Genomic DNA, 16781 nt, shown 5'->3' with positions numbered 1-16781 from the left:
AAGGGAACGGCGTTACAGCCGGAGCGCAGCTTTGACGGCCTCCTTTTTGCCGCGCGAAACGGGTACCTGAGCCCCGTCGGTCATTTGCAGGAAGTCGCCGTATTCTTTCTGCCAGCTCCGGATATAATGCTTATTGACCAGATGAGACTGATGACAGCGGACAAATCCGTGCGGGCTCAGCAGGTCGTCGTACTCATAAATAGGCTTGCTGACCAGCAGGCTTGTCCCGTCGCTTAGCCAGAAGGTCGTGTAGTTATTGGCTGACTCGCACCGGATGATTTCCGTCGTTTTCACAAAGCGGGTTTCCTGCATCGTTGACAAGGCAATCCGCAACTCGTCTTTCCGCGATTGTGCTTCCAGCCACGCCATCAGGTGGCCTACCTGCCGGTTCTGCACCTTTAGCTGACGTTGCTTTGCTGCGCGGTCTACCGCAGCCTGCAATTCACTGATGTTAACGGGTTTAAGCAGGTAATCAACCGCCGAAAACCGCATTGCATGAATGGCATACTGATCGTAGGCAGTTACGAAAATGACCTCAAAATCATAGCTACTCAGGCTGCGCAACAGTGAAAAACCGTCCTGGTCCGGCATCTGAATATCCAGAAAAAGCAGGTCCGGCCGATACGTATACAACGCCGCTTTACCCTCGGCGGCCTGCTGCGCCACAGCACATACCTCTACCTGCGGGCAATACGTTTCCAGTAATGCCCGCAGGTTGTGCAGGTTCGGGAGTTCATCGTCAATCAGTATTGCTTTCATATCAGCCAATGAGTAAACGTCAGTATTGCGTCCGTTCCGGCCGGCCGGTTAACAGCAAACGCCAGCGAGATCGGTTGTTCGGGGTTTAGTTCGTTTAAAAGCCGGATGCGGTTGCGGGTCAGCGACAACCCATACCCGCCGGAACCTGCCTGTTCCGGCATGCCGTTGCCATTATCACTGATGGTAAGCACCAGATTATCCTGCTTTTCAGCAACGCAAATAACAATCCGGCCAGCCTGTCGCAACGAAGCAACGCCATGCTTGACGGCATTTTCCAGCAATGGCTGCCAGAGCATCGGCGGCAGGTTATTGCTGAACGCATCCAGCTGTTCATCAACCTGAATCGTATATTGAAAGCCAAACCGGAGCTGCTCCAGTTTCAGGTACGTTTCCATCATGTGCAGCTCTTTCTCCAGCGGAATACCGTCCTTGCTGCCGTTGGTAAGCGACTCCCGCATAAGCCGGGCGAAATCAGATAAATAGTCATTGGCGCCTTTCAGGTCCTGCCGGTTCACCAGCCCCTGAATCGAGCTGAGTGCATTAAAGACAAAATGTGGATTCAGCTGCGCGTAGAGCGCCTGCATTTCCATCTTCGCTTTTTGCTTCCGGACCGCTTCCAGCCGTGTTTTACCCCGCTGCCGGATCAATAAAATCACAAATATAACCAGTGCCACAAGGGCCAGCGCACTACCGGCCAGCGCCAGCCGGAACCAGATGGTCTGATACCAGGCGGGTTCTACCCCAAACCGGCATTCGGTTATGTGCTGCGGCTGGGCGGTATACCGGATCTGAAGCCGGTAACTGCCCGGCGCGGACTTATTCAGCCAGATAAAGCTGTTATCGTACGCATTATCCCCCCATGGCCTGACAACCTGCCCATCGCGCAGTAACTGGTACTGCACCTGCGTTTTCGCATAAATATCAGCATTCAGCACATAAACGAGGTTATCGTTTGTGGCCGGTAGCCGGAGCTTATCGAGGGAATAGGTCAGGTGACTGGTTCTGGTTTTCGCCCAGGGGTACTGTAATTTCTGCAAAAAAATATCGAGGTCGGGAGAGGCATAGATGCTGGTTACGGCGGGCCGGATTGGCTCCCATGCCACCAGGTTGGTCGCTATAATAACGCCGGTTGCCCGCCTGCGCACATCCACAACCAACATGCTGCCCAGGGACGTTTTGTACCCACCCAGATAAGCCATTGGCGGCAAACCCGACTCGTTGTTAAGTGCGGCACTGGTAAACCGGGTAATGGCCTGCCAGGGAACGACCACGTGCCGCGACGGATAATCCAGCACCCGGAACTGGTACTCAGCGGCATTGCGGAGGTTAACACCGTGCAGAAAAAACTGCGCACGGGCCGTATCAAACGTGGTTCGCGCCACGATATTGACAGGACGGATGCCGGTCATAGCTGAATCCTGCGCAAACGCCGTAAAGCGGTCACTGCTTTCTTTTACGGTCCAGAATGAATTGTTTTCCTTTGGAATGGCAAGGATCAGGGCCACGGTCTCCGGTTTATCCAGCGCGCCTTCCGGAAAACTCTGGGAGTAACGCCCCCACGGTATCTGTGCGGGCAGCATGGCCGGTATGCCTATAAAGTACAGCAGAAGAAAGCGTATCCGGTTCATCGTTTTTGTTTCTGATATCCCAAAGGTCTGCGGTTTTTCCGGATCGTTTAACCGACACTGTGAATCCGGCAGGTATAGGTGTGAATCTGTGGCAAAATAACAGAGCGGCAGGTAGCGACAAATTAACTAAGTCTGCACAATTGTAACTCATATGGCACGTTATGCTACAAAATCAATCATTGATCTATGCCCTTTTTCTACGATTTACCTTATGGTCCGGCTTCTTCTATCCATTTGTCTTCTCGCAGGCTGGCTAGCGGCGTGTAGCAGCGGCCAAACCGCATTCAGGCAGGGCAATTATGACCTTGCGGTTCAGCGGGCGGCATTCCGGCTCCAACAAGCTAAGGGGCCTTTTAAACGCGGGCACCGGCTTGCCCATATCATTATCAGGGAAGCCTTTATGCGGGCCTACAACCAGCATCAGACAGCCATCCGGCAATTATCTGCTGCCCCGCCTGATCCGGCCAACCGGTTCCGGTGGGAGCCTGTTTTTCAGCGGTATACACAACTTCAGTTACTGACCGACAACGCACGCAGTGGCTCGCCCCACCAGTGCGACAGCTGCACGGCCTGGCTGGCTACGTATCCGGCCTCGTATGCTGTGCAGCAGAATGATGTCCGTCAGCTGGCAGCGGCGGACCGCTATCAGGCAGCAGAAGAAGCTTTTATGGACCGCATTCAGAACCGGTTAGCGGCTAAAGAAGCCTACCAGAACTATAAAAAAGCAACCGGCTGGGTACCCGGCTACCGCCAGGCACAGGATAAAGCAGCACAGGCCCTGCCGTTTGCCATCCTGCGGGTAGTGGTCGACCCGATTGGCCCGACCCGTGAGATCGATGCATCGGACAACCGCGAACTGGAACAGCTCATTTTCCGGAACATTGAACGGAATCCCACCCCTTCGACTTTTGTACGGCTATACCTGCCACAGCAAGCGGTGGATACGGATTTTAACGTTCATCAGGTCGTTCAGATGAAGGTAACCGATTATTCGCCGTTTAACGAAACCCTCTCCTCATCGTCGACTAAAATTTACAGCAATCAGACCTACAAGGTCGGCGAGAAAAAGATTAATGACTCCACGAAGGTAGACATTATGGAGAAAGTAAGCGGGACCCTTACGACACACCGGCGCGAAATCAAGGCCGGTCTCGATTTGCGGATGCGCGCCCTCAACACCTTTACGGACAAGGTCGTTTGGGAAGAAACCGTTTGGGAGACCCGCACCTGGGTAACGGAATGGGAAACGTTCAGCGGCGACGACCGGGCCCTCAACGGCAATTCACTCAAGACCGCCGACCTGCATCCACCTTCCCGCTGGCACCTCTACAGCAGCATGCGCGACGAACTCGCCGACGACGTTGCCCGCCGCCTGCGATTGCGGTATGCGAAGGATTAGGGGGGCGTTTACAGCAACTCCCGCAACAGAATATACCCCGCCACTACTAGTACAAACCAGCCGAAGCCACGGCGCAGATGGGCCGGATGAATGAACGGGGCCAGCCAGAGCCCGCCGAAAATCCCGATTACCGACAGTCCGGTAAAGGGCAGCAGGAAGTTATAATTCAAATCCGTATGGTGAATATCGCCCAGGAAGCCGACAAATGAGTTGGCTGCAATGATCAGCACGGAGGTTGCGACGGCGCGGTGTACAGGCAGACCCGCCAGCAAGACCAGCATCGGCACAATCAGGAAACCGCCACCGGCTCCGATGGTGCCCGTCAGCAACCCGACCGCCAGACCGTCGAGCGCCAGTGGTACGTAGCGGGGCCTACCATCGGCGGCTTCACCGGCCTCGGGGCGCTGGTTACGGATCATGGCACGGGCAGCCATGATCATCACAAAGGCGAAAAAAAACAGAATGGCTTCGCTCTTGGGTAACGCATAAGTCCCGAACCGGAACAGCGGATCGGGTAAGGCCGGTACCAGCAAGCGGCGCGTCAGGTATACCGACACAAACGATGGCAGCGCAAACGCCGCCGTTACCCGCAAATCGACCCGGCCGGCACGGATATGGGCCACTGAGCCTACCAGTGAAGTAACCCCAACCACAAAAAGCGAATAGGTAGTGGCCAGAATAGGCGGAATGGAAAACAGATACACAAACACCGGAACTGTTAGAATAGACCCGCCCCCGCCTGCCAGACCAATGACAAGACCAACCACGAGCGCTGCGATATATCCGATAATTTCCTGTGTATTCATGCTGGGCAAAACTAAAGGTTTAAACTAAATTTGTGCCCGGCACGTTTTGGATAAAAGAAGAAGAAATTATGTTAAAATACCTTTTTATCGCCTTTTTGATTATCGTTTTTGTCCCGTCGGTACGGCGGTTCCTGTTCTGGTTGCTGGTTGGCCGGCAATTAGTGAAAGAACAAAAACGGCAGAATGAGCAGTTCCGGCCACGTCGGGATGGCGAAACATACGTGCAGCCGCGCACTGCCGACCAGAAGCCGGGCCAGGGCTTCAAGGGCGGCGAGTACGTTGATTACGAAGAGGTTAAATAATTAATTCTCCTGCCGGTAGCGTACGGCCGTTGCCGTCAGGGTATATCCGTTAACCGTAGCGGTGGTGTAGTAGGTATACTTAATATTCACCAGCGCGGTTGCCCCCAGCTTCTTGGCCTCCATCGACATTTTTGCCAGCAGCAGTTCTTTATCCTGCATGTTATTTCCACGGCTGATCATCCGGCCGCTTTCCATCTGACGGCTGGTTACCAAGGTTTCCTGCGTCATCTCCAGCTTTTGCAGCTCCTCAAATGACCGGTCGGGCCGCTGATTTTCGTAAAAGACATCAACGGGGTAATTAGGCTGCGTCGAAATCGGAATGGCCGGCCGGAAACACCCCGTCAACCCCGCCAGCAACCCTGCAATCAGTATTTTTCTCATCAGTCGTGTAAGAATAGTTATGGACCGTAACTATCCCCCAGCTAAAGCAAGGGGGCTTTAATCCTCACCGTTGGCAGGTGTAAGCACAAACCAACGGGGAATTTTCAGGACGAGTTACAACTACGCCCCCGACTGCGGCAATGTTGCGCGCTCCGTTTATGTCAGCGTCGATACAATAACCACAGTTGCTACAGGTAAAATGTTTAGACGAACGCCGGCCAATATGCAGACAGTTAGAACAGGTTTTGGACGTGTAAGCAGGTGCAATAATTACCACCTGAACACCTGCCAGCTGTGCCTTGTAGCTGATAAAGGTCCTGAGCTGGTAGAACGGCCAGCTGTTGTGTTCGCGTTTCTGAGACTTGCGGAGCCGTTGATTCGTACGGGCACGAATTGTCCCGGCGGGGAACCGCTTCAAGTCCTCCAGATCAATTGCCCTATGTGTGTCTTTAGCCTTATCAACCAGACGCTTACTAATCGTATGGTTGATAAGCTTCGAAGTAGCCTGCTCTTTTTTACTCAGCCGCTTCAACAAACGACGAGTATTTTTAATAGTGGTCTTCTTGGCTTCCTTATGTTTTTTTGCTTGAAGACTGGCACGAATAGCGGACCGCTTTTTACGGTACTTACGAATAACACTTCCTGTAAACCGTTCTCCGTCACTATCGGTAGCCAGATCAACTATACCAAGATCAACACCCAGAATACCTTCCGGCGTTTCGGTGTCTTCATCGGGAATATCACAGGTTGCCAGCAGGAACCACTTGCCTTTTGTGTAGAGCAAATCGCTTTCCCCTTTCTGGTATTGCAGAAGCTGTTCATTATGTGTTCCACCTACACAGGAGATTTTTTGCCGGCCGTCAATCGTCCAGATATTGACAACTTTGCTGTCAGTTCTGTATGTAAGAATACGGCTATCATAGGCAATCGCTCCGGTGTCCCGAAAAGTGCGTTTTGTCTTTTTGTCAAGCCTGTAACTATCGGCCACCTTAGCCAGACAGCGGACAATCATCTGAGAGGAAAGGCGACAGGTTGCTTTGGTGGGATAATATCGCTCTTTGTGAAGGTTGAACTGTTTGAAAACCTTATGCTCAAACGCATAGTCCGACAAGGCATTGCAGACGGCATTGGCTTCGGTAAGAGTAGCCAACAGCGACTGAGCTTGTTGCGGAGTCGGATTGAGTTTGATTTTGGCCGTCAATTTCATGCCCGAAGCTACAAAACAGCTCACTCAAACGAAAACATTAACACAGGAATCGAGTCTACCCGCGCACTGGCCTTTGTCCCCTTCGGGCGACAGCCGCGCGGCGGCCCGGCGCGATTCCTCCCCGCCGTGAACGGACGGGGTTTCTTCGCGGGGTTCTCATGAATCATCAGAGGCCATCTTCCCGGAATCCTGTTGCTCAGAGCTCACGGAGGTATAGCACAAAGAACATAGCGTTACAACATTAACGGGTTTCCGGTTTACCCTCATTATTCATCATCCATTTTACATTATTTTAACAATTCATCGACCACGCGGGGGAAGTGCTCGTGTTCGAGTACCTGTACCTTACGCGCTACATCGTCCGGGGTATCGGTCGGTTCTACCACACAGCTGGCCTGGAAAACCGGAGCCCCTTCGTCGTAGTGATTGTTCACAAAATGAATGGTAATCCCCGACTCGGTTTCACCCGCTGCTACAACAGCTTCATGCACGAAGTGGCCGTACATGCCTTTCCCACCATATTTCGGCAACAACGCCGGATGGATATTGACAATTTTGTCCGGAAATGCCGCTACTAACCCCGCCGGCACGAGCCACATAAATCCAGCCAGTACAATCAGATCAATGTGCTGATCTGACAGGAATTGCGTGATGCGGTCAGTCTGGTAAAAAGTCGTCCGGTCGAAGAGCAGCACCGGAATATGGAGCCGCCGCGCACGGTCGATGACGCCTGCTTTGGGGTTATTGGAAAGGATAAGCGAGATCTCTACGTCTGTGCGACCCGCAAAATAGTCGGCAATCTTTTCGGCATTACTGCCTGAGCCCGAAGCAAAAATGGCAATACGTTTCATAATGGGCGAAATTACGAGTTTTGCGTAACTTTGTCCGAACCGTCGCCCCGACAAATCAACATGCTGACCACTCGTCAACTGACATTTTCGTATTCGCCCGCGAAACGATTTGCATTTCCGGACCTGAATTGCGCCGACCGCGAAGCGTTACTTATCCTGGGTCGTTCAGGAACCGGAAAAACTACGTTTCTGCACTTACTGGCGCTGTTGCTCAAGCCCGAAACCGGATCGGTAACCATCAATACCACTGATCTGACGAAGCTAAGCCCAGCCGAAACCGCCGCGTTCCGGGCGCAGCATGTAGGCATTATTTACCAGAAGCCACACTTTGTCAGTTCCCTGTCGGTCATGGACAATTTGCTGCTGGCCAATTATCTGGCAAAAAAGCCGCAGGATAAAACCCGCGCGCGCCAGCTGGCCGAACAGCTTGGCTTTGCCGAGCACCTGTCGAAACAAACCAGTCAGCTGAGTCTGGGCGAGCAGCAACGGGTCAGCATTGCCCGCGCCATGATGAACCAGCCCAACATGATTCTGGCCGACGAACCCACCTCCAGCCTTGATGACACCAATACGGAGAAGGTGATTGCCCTGCTCCGGCAGCAGTCGGAACAGATCGGAGCCAGTCTGGTGGTGGTAACCCATGACCAGCGTCTGAAAGATGCGTTTGCCAACCGTGTTGAATTGTAATATGAAACAGCTGTTATTTATTTTATGTCTGTTGCCGCTGACGCTGGTGGCCCAGAACAAAAAGAAAAAGGATTATCTGGTTAAATTAACCACTGACTACGGGACCATGCACCTGATCCTGTATGACCAGACGCCGAAACATAAGGAAAACTTCATCAAGCTCGTCGATTCGTCCTTTTACAACGGGTTGCTGTTTCACCGGGTCATTCAGAATTTTATGATTCAGGGGGGCGACCCGAACTCAAAAAATGCAGAACCGGGGCAGGCGCTGGGCAGTGGAGGCAAGAACTACCGCGTACCGGCGGAGTTTGTTCCGGAGCTGTTTCATAAGAAAGGAACACTGGCAGCCGCCCGTGACAACAACCCGGAGAAAGCGTCGAGCAGCTGCCAGTTTTACATTGTACAGGGCCGTGTCTGGGACGAAGCCTCGCTGGCGCAACAGCGGGACCGTATCAAAGGCCTGAACGGCCATCTGCCCACTGAAGAACAGGCCAACGTCTATAAAACGCTGGGTGGAACACCCCATCTCGATGGGAATTACACGGTTTTCGGCGAGGTCATTGATGGCCTTGCGGTAGTAGACAGTATTGCAAAACAGCCCCGCGACAACCGCGACCGTCCACAGAAAGACGTCCGGATGAATATGGAGGGGAAATGGATAAAAAAGAAAAAGATCACGAAACAGTTCGGATATAGCTACGCTAAAAAGTAAGTGTGTGATTTGGCAACTCAACCGGTTAGCCCTTACTTGCACAGTACCTTTCTCATGCGTTACCTGATTTATGGCAAAACGAATCTTAATCACCGGCTCCAATGGATTATTGGGCCAAAAACTGGTTGACCTCCTCGTTAACGAATCAACTGTTGACCTTATCGCTACTGCCCGCGGCGACAACCGGTTACCGTATAGCGAAGGGTACGAATACCGGTCAATGGATATTACGAGCAAGGAACAGGTCCTCGACGTGATTACCTCGGTAAAGCCGGATGTGGTGATCCATACCGCGGCCATGACAAATGTCGACCAGTGCGAGTTTGAAAAAGATGCCTGCTGGCAGCAAAACGTGCTGGCGGTTCACTATATCATTGAGGCCTGTAAGGCCACCGGCGCCTTTCTGTGCCACGTATCCACTGACTTTGTGTTTGACGGCACCGCAGGCCCATACACCGAAACTGACGAACCGAATCCGGTCAGTTTCTACGGCTGGAGCAAGTATGCGGCCGAAAAGGCAGTGATGCACTCAGGCATCAAGTGGGCCATTGCGCGCACCATGCTCGTCTACGGCATAGCCCATGACATGAGCCGGTCAAACATCATTCTCTGGGTGAAAAAGTCGCTGGAAGAAGGTAAAAACATCAAGGTTGTTACTGACCAATGGCGCTCACCGACGCTGGCCGAAGACCTGGCGATGGGCTGTTACCTGATTGCGGACAAAGAAGCGGAAGGTATTTTCAATATTTCGGGTAAAGGCGTATTGACGCCCTACGAAATGGCGATTCAAACCGCCGACTATTTTGGGCTGGACAAATCGCTGATCGCTCAGGCGGATTCATCGACCTTTACGCAACCGGCTCAACGGCCACCGCGTACGGGTTTTACGCTCGATAAATCGAACGCCGTGCTGGGTTATGATCCAAAGACGTTTGCAGAAGGCATCGCCATTCTGGCAGGGCAGATTAACGCGAAGTGAGTCTACAACCTTCCAGGAAGTGTTAAACTTCCTGGAAGGTAACGATAGTTATTTATTCCGCCTCAGCAGACGCCTCAACCACTTTCGGATACGGCTCCTGCGATTTAGGCCGGATATAGTGCCGGAAAAAGCTGCTGATCTTCATCTGTACCACGCCGAAGACCGCTTCCTTGAAAATACGGGTTGACATCTTCGACACGCCTCTGGTCCGGTCGGTGAAAATAATCGGTACTTCAACAATCTGAAAACCATATTTCCAGCAGGTAAATTTCATCTCAATCTGGAAGGCATACCCGACGAAGTGAATCCGGTCCTGCAATAAAACCTCCAGCACCCGCCGGCGGTAACAAACAAAACCAGCCGTCGGATCCATGACCGATAAGCCGGTAATAAACCGCACATACACCCCGGCAAAATACGACATCAACACACGACCCATCGGCCAGTTTACCACGTTGACGCCTTTGATATACCGCGACCCAACGGCCACGTCGGCTTCCTGATCACGGCAGGTATAGTATAACCGTACCAGATCTTCCGGATTGTGCGAAAAATCGGCGTCCATCTCAAAAAAGTACTCGTAGCCATACGGCATTGCCCACCGGAAACCATCCAGATAGGCTGTTCCCAGCCCCAGTTTGCCTTTGCGTTCCAGCAAATGCAGCCGGCCGGAAAACTCAACCTGAAGCCGGCGTACTACCTGAGCCGTACCATCCGGCGATCCATCGTCGACAATCAGCACATCAAATGGCTCCGAAAGACTGAATACTTTCCGGATAATGGCCTCAATATTTTCTATCTCGTTATAGGTCGGAATAACTACCAGGCAATTCTTCACAATCAGGTTCGCGCGCGTTAACGGTGCCGCTAATTTTAGAACAACATTTTTGCAAAGTTCGTACAAATCCGTTGTTAAAAAATCTAAATCTACGGTTTCCTGCCCACAATCATGGCCCGGCCGGGTATGGTCCGGTACCAGATAACCCGGTGTTTTTTCAGGCCGGCGGCTTGCTGCCAGCCATTTATCTCTGCCAGACTGTAGTTACCGGCGGCACTCGTAAGCCCGTAAAACAAATCGGTACTGCTGCCGACCAGCTCCGGTTTAGCACCCGTTTCGGGGCGGATAAATTCATTGATGATGTAGACGCCGCCGGGTTTCAGCGCCGCCGCCACCCGCTGCGCCACCGCCTGATTCTGCTCCGGAGTAAAGTGATGGGCCAGGCTCGACATCAGGATAATGTCGTAGGCCTCCCGGCCAAAATCGTCTGTCAGGGCATTGCCCGGCTTATGACAAACACGGGCGCCCATGTTTGATTTTGCCAGATACGGTGCCGCTTTGTCAATCGCTTCGGGCAGATCGAGAATGGTAGCCGTGAGTTCGGGAAGCCGCTTGCATAAGGCGACGGAATGCTGCCCGTGTGCCCCGCCGATGTCCAGCATGCGTGTGGCCGTTTTAGGTACCGGTGCGCGCCGGCCGAACTCTTTAGCTTCGGTCCCGGTAGCCGAACTCATGGCGTGCTGGTAGTAGCCCCACTCCTCAGAATTCAGTTTGCCATGGTAATCGATTCCTTCACCGGTTTGCAGATAGTTTCCTAACTGATCCAGCCAGGGCCATACCACGCGGTTATTATACAGCATCATACCAACCACCGACTCCGGACTGTCTTTCAGCACCCAGCGCCTGGCCGAATCCGCGAGGGTAAAGCGCTCCTGCCGGAAGGTAAAATAACCCAGTGCGGTAAGTAATCCCATCAACTCCCGGGTCGGTTTAGGGTGTAGCCCACAGGTTGTGGCAATGGCCTCCACCGTCTGATGTCCCTGGTCCACCGCTTCGAACACTCCCCTGTCTGCCGCTTCCAGCACGGCCTTGCTGATGACCGGCATAATCTGGGCGTGTAACAACGGCCACGGCACCATATTGATTTTCAGGGCCAGCCATTCAAGCGGGTTATCGGGTGTAATGCTTAGTTGCATGCGATTTTCAGAGGAACGTTTATAGGTCGTAAGTGCATTCCGGCGGAAATTGTTTGCGCGACCTTCTGTAGAACGGACTGGTATTCCGCTCCACGGCAGGTTCGTCGTTTATTCAGAACGGAATAGTATTCCGTTCTACCGTTACCCTGCCCAGTTCTCGCGGTCCAGGCTCCGGTACTGAATGGCTTCCGCCAGGTGCTCGATCCGGATTTCGTCTGTCCCGGCAAGATCGGCGATGGTACGGGCTACTTTCAGAATGCGGTCATAGGCACGGGCCGATAGTCCGAGCCGCTCCATGGCTGTTTTGAGCAATATCTTTCCGGCCTGATTGATTTCACAGACTTCTTTCACCATCTGCGACGGCATCATGGCGTTGGAATAGATACCGTCATTCCCCTCGAACCGCTTTGTCTGGATTTCCCGCGCGTTAATTACCCGCTCACGGATCGTTTCGGAACTTTCGGCCGGCCGGTTAGCGGTCATCTGGTCAAACGATACAGGCGTAACTTCCACGTGCAGGTCGATCCGGTCGAGCAGCGGTCCGCTGACTTTGTTCAGGTAGCGCTGCACCACGCCGGGGCCACAGACGCATTCTTTTTCGGGATGGTTGTAGTAGCCGCACGGACACGGGTTCATGCTGGCAATCAGCATAAAGTTGGCCGGAAACTCAACGGCCCACTTTGCGCGCGAAATACTTACCTTGCGTTCTTCCAGCGGCTGCCGCATCACTTCCAGCGCCGACCGTTTAAATTCCGGCAGCTCATCCAGAAACAATACCCCGTTATGGGCCAGTGAGATTTCACCGGGCTGCGGAAAGCTACCCCCACCTACCAGCGCCGCATCCGAAATGGTGTGGTGCGGGCTGCGGTAAGGACGTTTTGACAGCAGTTGTGCCTGTTTCCCCAGCTTCCCGGCTACCGAGTGAATCTTGGTTGTTTCCAGCGCCTCTGCCAGCGTCAGCGGCGGCAAAATAGAGGGTAGGCGTTTGGCCAGCATCGTTTTACCGGCACCCGGAGGCCCGATCATAATCACGTTATGTCCGCCGGCAGCGGCAATCTCCATCGCCCGCTTGATGTTCTCCTGACCCTGCACATGCGAAAAATCCGCCTCATAGTCATTCTGACTGTTGAAAAACAGGTCGCGTGTATCCACCACGAGCGGTTCAATGTCTTTTTTGTCTTCAAAAAAGGCGACGGCATCCTGAATGGTCCGTACCGGAATCACATCGAGGTTATTGACAATAGCCGCCTCACCGGCATTTTCGACCGGCAGCACAAAGCCTTTAAACTTCTGCTTACGGGCCTCAATCGCAATCGGCAATACGCCCTTGATCGGACGCAGCTGACCGTCTAGCGAGAGCTCGCCCATAATCACGTAGTCGCTCAGATTGCGCTGAAAGGTAGTCTGTTCTGAGGCTTCCAGCACACCCAGGGCAATCGGCAGGTCATAGGCAGATCCCTCCTTGCGGATGTCGGCCGGAGCCAGGTTAACCACTACTTTTTGCCGGGGCATCCGGTAGCCGGTATATTTCAGCGATGCCTCAACCCGCTGCTCACTTTCCTTCACGGCACTGTCGGGCAGACCTACCATAAAGAAATGAAGGCCCTGCCCTGCCGAGACCTCCACCGTAATAATTGTTGCATTGACGCCGTAAACGGCTGCTCCAAACGTTTTTGCAAACATACAAGCTACTTTTTGTACCATCTCTTGCCGGCAGAGACACATCAGCTTCATCATCTAACGCATCCTTAAACAACCAGAGACCTATATGACCAGAAAGGCGCTCCCTCGAGCGCCTTTTTAAAACAGAATACCTGGTGGTGGCACGAGCGGAAGGCTACACCGTCCAAATCGTGCCACCACCAGTAAAAATCCGGCATCCGGAGTCCTACTCCTTCCACCGCCATTCGTTCGCGATCTGCAACGGCGTACGCAGGCCCTGTGCGATCAGGTAATCACGGGTTTTGGTATCATCCAGCCGTTTAGTCGGGATGTCATCGGCATCCGCCAAGCCATAGAGCACCATAGACGTGTACCGAACGGTATTGGTCATGTGGTCTTTGTTAACCAGATTGATGCGGTCGCAGTTGGCGTGGTAGCAGTCCAATACCTCTTTAGTCAGGCTGCCGCTCATACCAACCACCGGCACCCCTTCAATCATAAACGGCTGATGATCAGAATGCAGCCCCGCCTGATTCGCCGATGTATTGGCAAAAGCCGGGTCGATCTTCTGAATCACGTCGCCGATTGATTTAAAAAACGATACCATTTCTTCGCGGCCAAACGCATTAATTCCGCCCGGATTGTTCGTCATGTCGAGGTTCATCATGTACCGCACCTTATCCATCTGACCGTTGTTTTTCAGGGCCGCAGCCATTGCTTTAGAGCCCAGCAGCCCTTGTTCTTCGCCCATAAACATCACAAACTCAATCGTGCGCTTAGGTTTCAGTTTCAGCGCCTTAAACGTCCGGGCAATGTCCAGTACCGAGAATGAGCCGATCCCGTTGTCGATGGCGCCCGTTGCCAGATCCCACGAATCGAGGTGACCGCCGATGATGATTTTTTCGTTTGGATAATCGCTGCCGGTCAGGGTTGCGACCACGTTACGGGCACGAATTTTCCGGCTCTTATTGGTCATATCGATTACGGCATGCAGCTTATCTTCCTTTTCTTCCTCGATCCATTTCCGGAGTGCAACACCGCTTTCGTAGGAAATACAAACCGCCGGAACCGGAATCAGCTTACCCGTTACAGAAGCCGTACCGGTCAGCAGTACATCGCCCGGCACCAGATTCACCATAATTACGCCGACAGCACCGTGCTGGATGGCCAGGGCCGTTTTCTCGGAACGGTGCAGGTTCCGTGCGCCTTTGGGGCCGGCCAGCCCAATATTTACCAGGGCTATTTTACCCTTGATTTTGTCTTTGACAGCCGCAAAGTCGCCTTCCAGACCATTGCCAACGTCGATGATCTCGCCGCGCACGTGGGCTGATACCGGCGAATGGGCCAGAGAAACCACTTTCAGGTCACGGAAATTATCGCTTTTGTTGGGAACCACGCTCAGTGTGACCGTATCCCGCATCCAGGATTCAACCTCAAACGGTTCGTAACGGACGTCTTTAAAGCCATACGACCGGAGCAACTCATAGGCATAGGTCTCCGCTTTGGTTCCGTTGGGGCTTCCCGTCAGCCGGTGGCCGATCTGCTGCGATGCATCAGCCAGGGTTGTATACGCCTTACCGTTTTTCAGCACCTCTTCGTTGATTTTGCCGAAAACTTTTTCAAGAGACGCCCGGCGGTCGGCAGAGCCGGTGAAGGTAAAGGCAGTAAGCAGGCCTACCGCACTGATTAATAAAACAGTGGTCAACCGCGATTTACGGTAAAAGTACAGGTTCATAGAGTAGTAAAGCGTGAAATTCTCTTAAAAGTACAAAAAAACCATTTTTTCCGCTAAGACATTTTTCGCCTGGAAATTGTTACATACCGTATATACTCCGTTCATACGATAGGTATATCCCGCGATATTGACTAAAAAACGAATTACTCCTATAATTTAAACATTTTCATTTTACTGTCCGGCGACTGTTCGCTTATTTTACAGTATGAAACATTCATTTAAAGCACATCCGTGGCATGGAATCCCTATCGGAGACCAGGCTCCCGCCCTCGTAACAGCATTTATTGAAATCGTTCCCACAGATACGGTTAAGTACGAAATCGATAAAACAACCGGTTATCTGAAAATTGACCGTCCGCAACAGTTTTCAAACATCATTCCTGCCCTTTACGGTTTCATTCCGCAGACATATTGCGGCGATAATATTGCCAGATTTGCCAGTGAACAAGCCGGTTTTACCGTTGAAAAAGGCGACGGTGACCCAATCGATATCTGTGTCCTGACGGAACGCGAAATTACACACGGCAACATCATGCTGCAGGCTATTCCGATCGGTGGTTTCCGGATGATCGACAAAGGCGAAGCCGACGATAAAATCATTGCTGTATTAAAAGGCGATGCGATGTATGGCCAGTACCGCGAGCTGAGCGACATGCCGGAAGCCGTTCTGAAACGCCTTCAGCACTACTTCCTGACGTATAAAAACCTGCCGGGCGAGAAGTCAATGACACAGATCGCTAATGTATATGGACGCGAAGAAGCGCAGGAAGTCATCCGGATGTCGATGGAAGATTACGCGGTTCTTTACGCTTAAACACTTTATCCCGGACCCAGCGAAAGACTTCCGGGTAGATGGTCGTTCCGTATGAATAGTACGTACCATCATAATTCTGCTTAATATCGGTTTGTACGAGGGTGTAGCGGTAGCCGAACTGGCCACTCAGACCAATGTAACGGGTTGCCCGCCACTCAACGTACAGACCGAGTTGAACAGGCAGAAAAATATCTCTCCCCAGCCCGCCGGTGCGCTCGCCGGTCAGTACTTTCTTCCGGAAAATATTTGATACACCCCCTCCGATCTCACTGGGCACTGCTACCAGAAAACGCCGGTTATTCACAATATTATACTGGTACATGAAGCTCCCGAAGTAAATCTGATTACCGGTATACTGCGGTTGCTTGCCGATAATGGCCGTGATTCTGGATTTTTCCAGCAGCTGCCGGTAAGATTCCGGCTGCAGGAAATAGCAGCCGAACGTAATGCGGTGGTGCTTTCCGTAGGCAAAGCCAAGATTACCGCCCCAGATGTTCACCGGCTTATCGGCAATAAAGGAATTGCGGGTATCCAGACTGATGACGAACCGGGGGCGTACCCTGCCGGACGCGCGCAGACTGTCCACCCCTTGCCGGCGGGGTGCCTGAATTTCCACACTCGGAACCTGTGCATAGGCTGTTTCTACGCTGCCCAGACTTATGCATATGATCCAAATCCAATAACGCATCCGGTACTGATTATGACTAACGCTTATTTTGTTACTCTTTTTGCAACAGTGTTCTGCAACACTCTGTTCAGCCCTAACGTAAAAATTACTGGTTTCCTTATTTAACCACTTATCCTTTAAAGCAAACACTTAACACTTTTCTAAGTATACTGTGCCTTTTTACGTTTTATTTTTGTTATTGCTTAAGACTAACTTCT

General features: G+C 52.4%; 17 protein-coding genes. 6 read left to right on the top strand and 11 right to left on the bottom strand.

The annotated features are described in order from the left end of the window. Positions 1-12: 12 nt before the first annotated feature. Positions 13-759 (bottom strand): LytR/AlgR family response regulator transcription factor, encoded by a 747-nt coding sequence (locus AC23NW_RS04790; protein ID WP_487448039.1) that lies wholly within the window; start codon positions 757-759, stop codon positions 13-15. Continuing rightward, positions 756-2387 carry a sensor histidine kinase gene (locus AC23NW_RS04785; RefSeq protein ID WP_487448038.1) on the bottom strand — a complete coding sequence of 544 codons (1632 nt, stop codon included), beginning with the start codon at positions 2385-2387 and terminating at the stop codon, positions 756-758. Before AC23NW_RS04785 ends, AC23NW_RS04790 begins: the two co-directional genes overlap by 4 nt. Before the next feature lie 211 nt (positions 2388-2598). Between AC23NW_RS04785 and AC23NW_RS04780 the strand changes: the two genes are divergently transcribed. Then, positions 2599-3786, top strand: a complete 1188-nt coding sequence (locus AC23NW_RS04780) for a hypothetical protein (protein WP_487448037.1) — start codon at positions 2599-2601, stop codon at positions 3784-3786. Positions 3787-3794: 8 nt separating this feature from the next. On the opposite strand, the gene AC23NW_RS04775 is transcribed toward AC23NW_RS04780, so the two are convergent. After that, positions 3795-4592: a sulfite exporter TauE/SafE family protein gene (locus AC23NW_RS04775; RefSeq protein ID WP_293835798.1), complete on the bottom strand. Its 798-nt coding sequence runs from the start codon at positions 4590-4592 to the stop codon at positions 3795-3797. 65 nt (positions 4593-4657) lie between these two features. Between AC23NW_RS04775 and AC23NW_RS04770 the strand changes: the two genes are divergently transcribed. Next, positions 4658-4894: a DUF4834 domain-containing protein gene (locus tag AC23NW_RS04770; protein ID WP_487448338.1), complete on the top strand. Its 237-nt coding sequence runs from the start codon at positions 4658-4660 to the stop codon at positions 4892-4894. Here the strand turns inward: AC23NW_RS04770 and AC23NW_RS04765 are convergent, their stop codons facing one another. The 3 genes from AC23NW_RS04765 to purN form a co-directional block, all read right to left on the bottom strand. Then, entirely contained in the window at positions 4895-5275 is a 381-nt protein-coding gene (locus tag AC23NW_RS04765) for a hypothetical protein (protein WP_071505634.1), read from the bottom strand. A gap of 64 nt (positions 5276-5339) precedes the next feature. Further along, positions 5340-6482 (bottom strand): RNA-guided endonuclease InsQ/TnpB family protein, encoded by a 1143-nt coding sequence (locus AC23NW_RS04760; protein ID WP_487448036.1) that lies wholly within the window; start codon positions 6480-6482, stop codon positions 5340-5342. A 287-nt stretch (positions 6483-6769) separates the two neighbouring features. Next, positions 6770-7333 (bottom strand): phosphoribosylglycinamide formyltransferase, encoded by a 564-nt coding sequence (gene purN / locus AC23NW_RS04755; RefSeq protein WP_487448035.1) that lies wholly within the window; start codon positions 7331-7333, stop codon positions 6770-6772. Positions 7334-7393: 60 nt separating this feature from the next. Here purN and AC23NW_RS04750 point away from each other — a divergent pair, with 60 nt between their 5' ends. The 3 genes from AC23NW_RS04750 (at position 7394) to AC23NW_RS04740 (ending at position 9711) form a co-directional block, all read left to right on the top strand. Then, complete coding sequence (locus tag AC23NW_RS04750) at positions 7394-8020, top strand: ATP-binding cassette domain-containing protein (protein WP_487448034.1); 627 nt, start codon at positions 7394-7396, stop codon at positions 8018-8020. Between the two features lies 1 nt (position 8021). Then, positions 8022-8732 (top strand): peptidylprolyl isomerase, encoded by a 711-nt coding sequence (locus AC23NW_RS04745; protein WP_487448033.1) that lies wholly within the window; start codon positions 8022-8024, stop codon positions 8730-8732. A gap of 70 nt (positions 8733-8802) precedes the next feature. Beyond that, the gene (locus AC23NW_RS04740; RefSeq protein ID WP_487448032.1) at positions 8803-9711 is read left to right on the top strand and encodes an SDR family oxidoreductase; all 909 of its coding nucleotides are present in this window, start codon (positions 8803-8805) and stop codon (positions 9709-9711) included. 52 nt (positions 9712-9763) lie between these two features. Here AC23NW_RS04740 and AC23NW_RS04735 read toward each other — a convergent pair whose 3' ends face one another. The 4 genes from AC23NW_RS04735 to AC23NW_RS04720 form a co-directional block, all read right to left on the bottom strand. After that, complete coding sequence (locus tag AC23NW_RS04735) at positions 9764-10549, bottom strand: polyprenol monophosphomannose synthase (protein WP_293835783.1); 786 nt, start codon at positions 10547-10549, stop codon at positions 9764-9766. 89 nt (positions 10550-10638) lie between these two features. After that, a complete protein-coding gene (locus tag AC23NW_RS04730; RefSeq protein WP_487448030.1) occupies positions 10639-11685 on the bottom strand; it encodes a methyltransferase in 1047 nt (348 codons plus the stop codon). Between the two features lie 141 nt (positions 11686-11826). Further along, on the bottom strand, positions 11827-13368 hold the full coding sequence (locus AC23NW_RS04725) for a YifB family Mg chelatase-like AAA ATPase (RefSeq protein ID WP_487448028.1): 1542 nt from the start codon (positions 13366-13368) through the stop codon (positions 11827-11829). A 205-nt stretch (positions 13369-13573) separates the two neighbouring features. Then, positions 13574-15082 (bottom strand): M20/M25/M40 family metallo-hydrolase, encoded by a 1509-nt coding sequence (locus tag AC23NW_RS04720; protein ID WP_487448027.1) that lies wholly within the window; start codon positions 15080-15082, stop codon positions 13574-13576. Between the two features lie 205 nt (positions 15083-15287). Here AC23NW_RS04720 and AC23NW_RS04715 point away from each other — a divergent pair, with 205 nt between their 5' ends. Continuing rightward, positions 15288-15896 (top strand): inorganic pyrophosphatase, encoded by a 609-nt coding sequence (locus tag AC23NW_RS04715; protein WP_293835774.1) that lies wholly within the window; start codon positions 15288-15290, stop codon positions 15894-15896. On the opposite strand, the gene AC23NW_RS04710 is transcribed toward AC23NW_RS04715, so the two are convergent. Continuing rightward, positions 15853-16584 carry a hypothetical protein gene (locus AC23NW_RS04710; RefSeq protein WP_293835771.1) on the bottom strand — a complete coding sequence of 244 codons (732 nt, stop codon included), beginning with the start codon at positions 16582-16584 and terminating at the stop codon, positions 15853-15855. The two genes, AC23NW_RS04715 and AC23NW_RS04710, sit on opposite strands and share 44 nt — an antisense overlap. Positions 16585-16781: the final 197 nt, after the last annotated feature.

The sequence above is a fragment of the Arsenicibacter sp. R0_47 genome (assembly GCF_057652235.1).
This window is presented reverse-complemented; position numbering and strand designations above follow the sequence as displayed.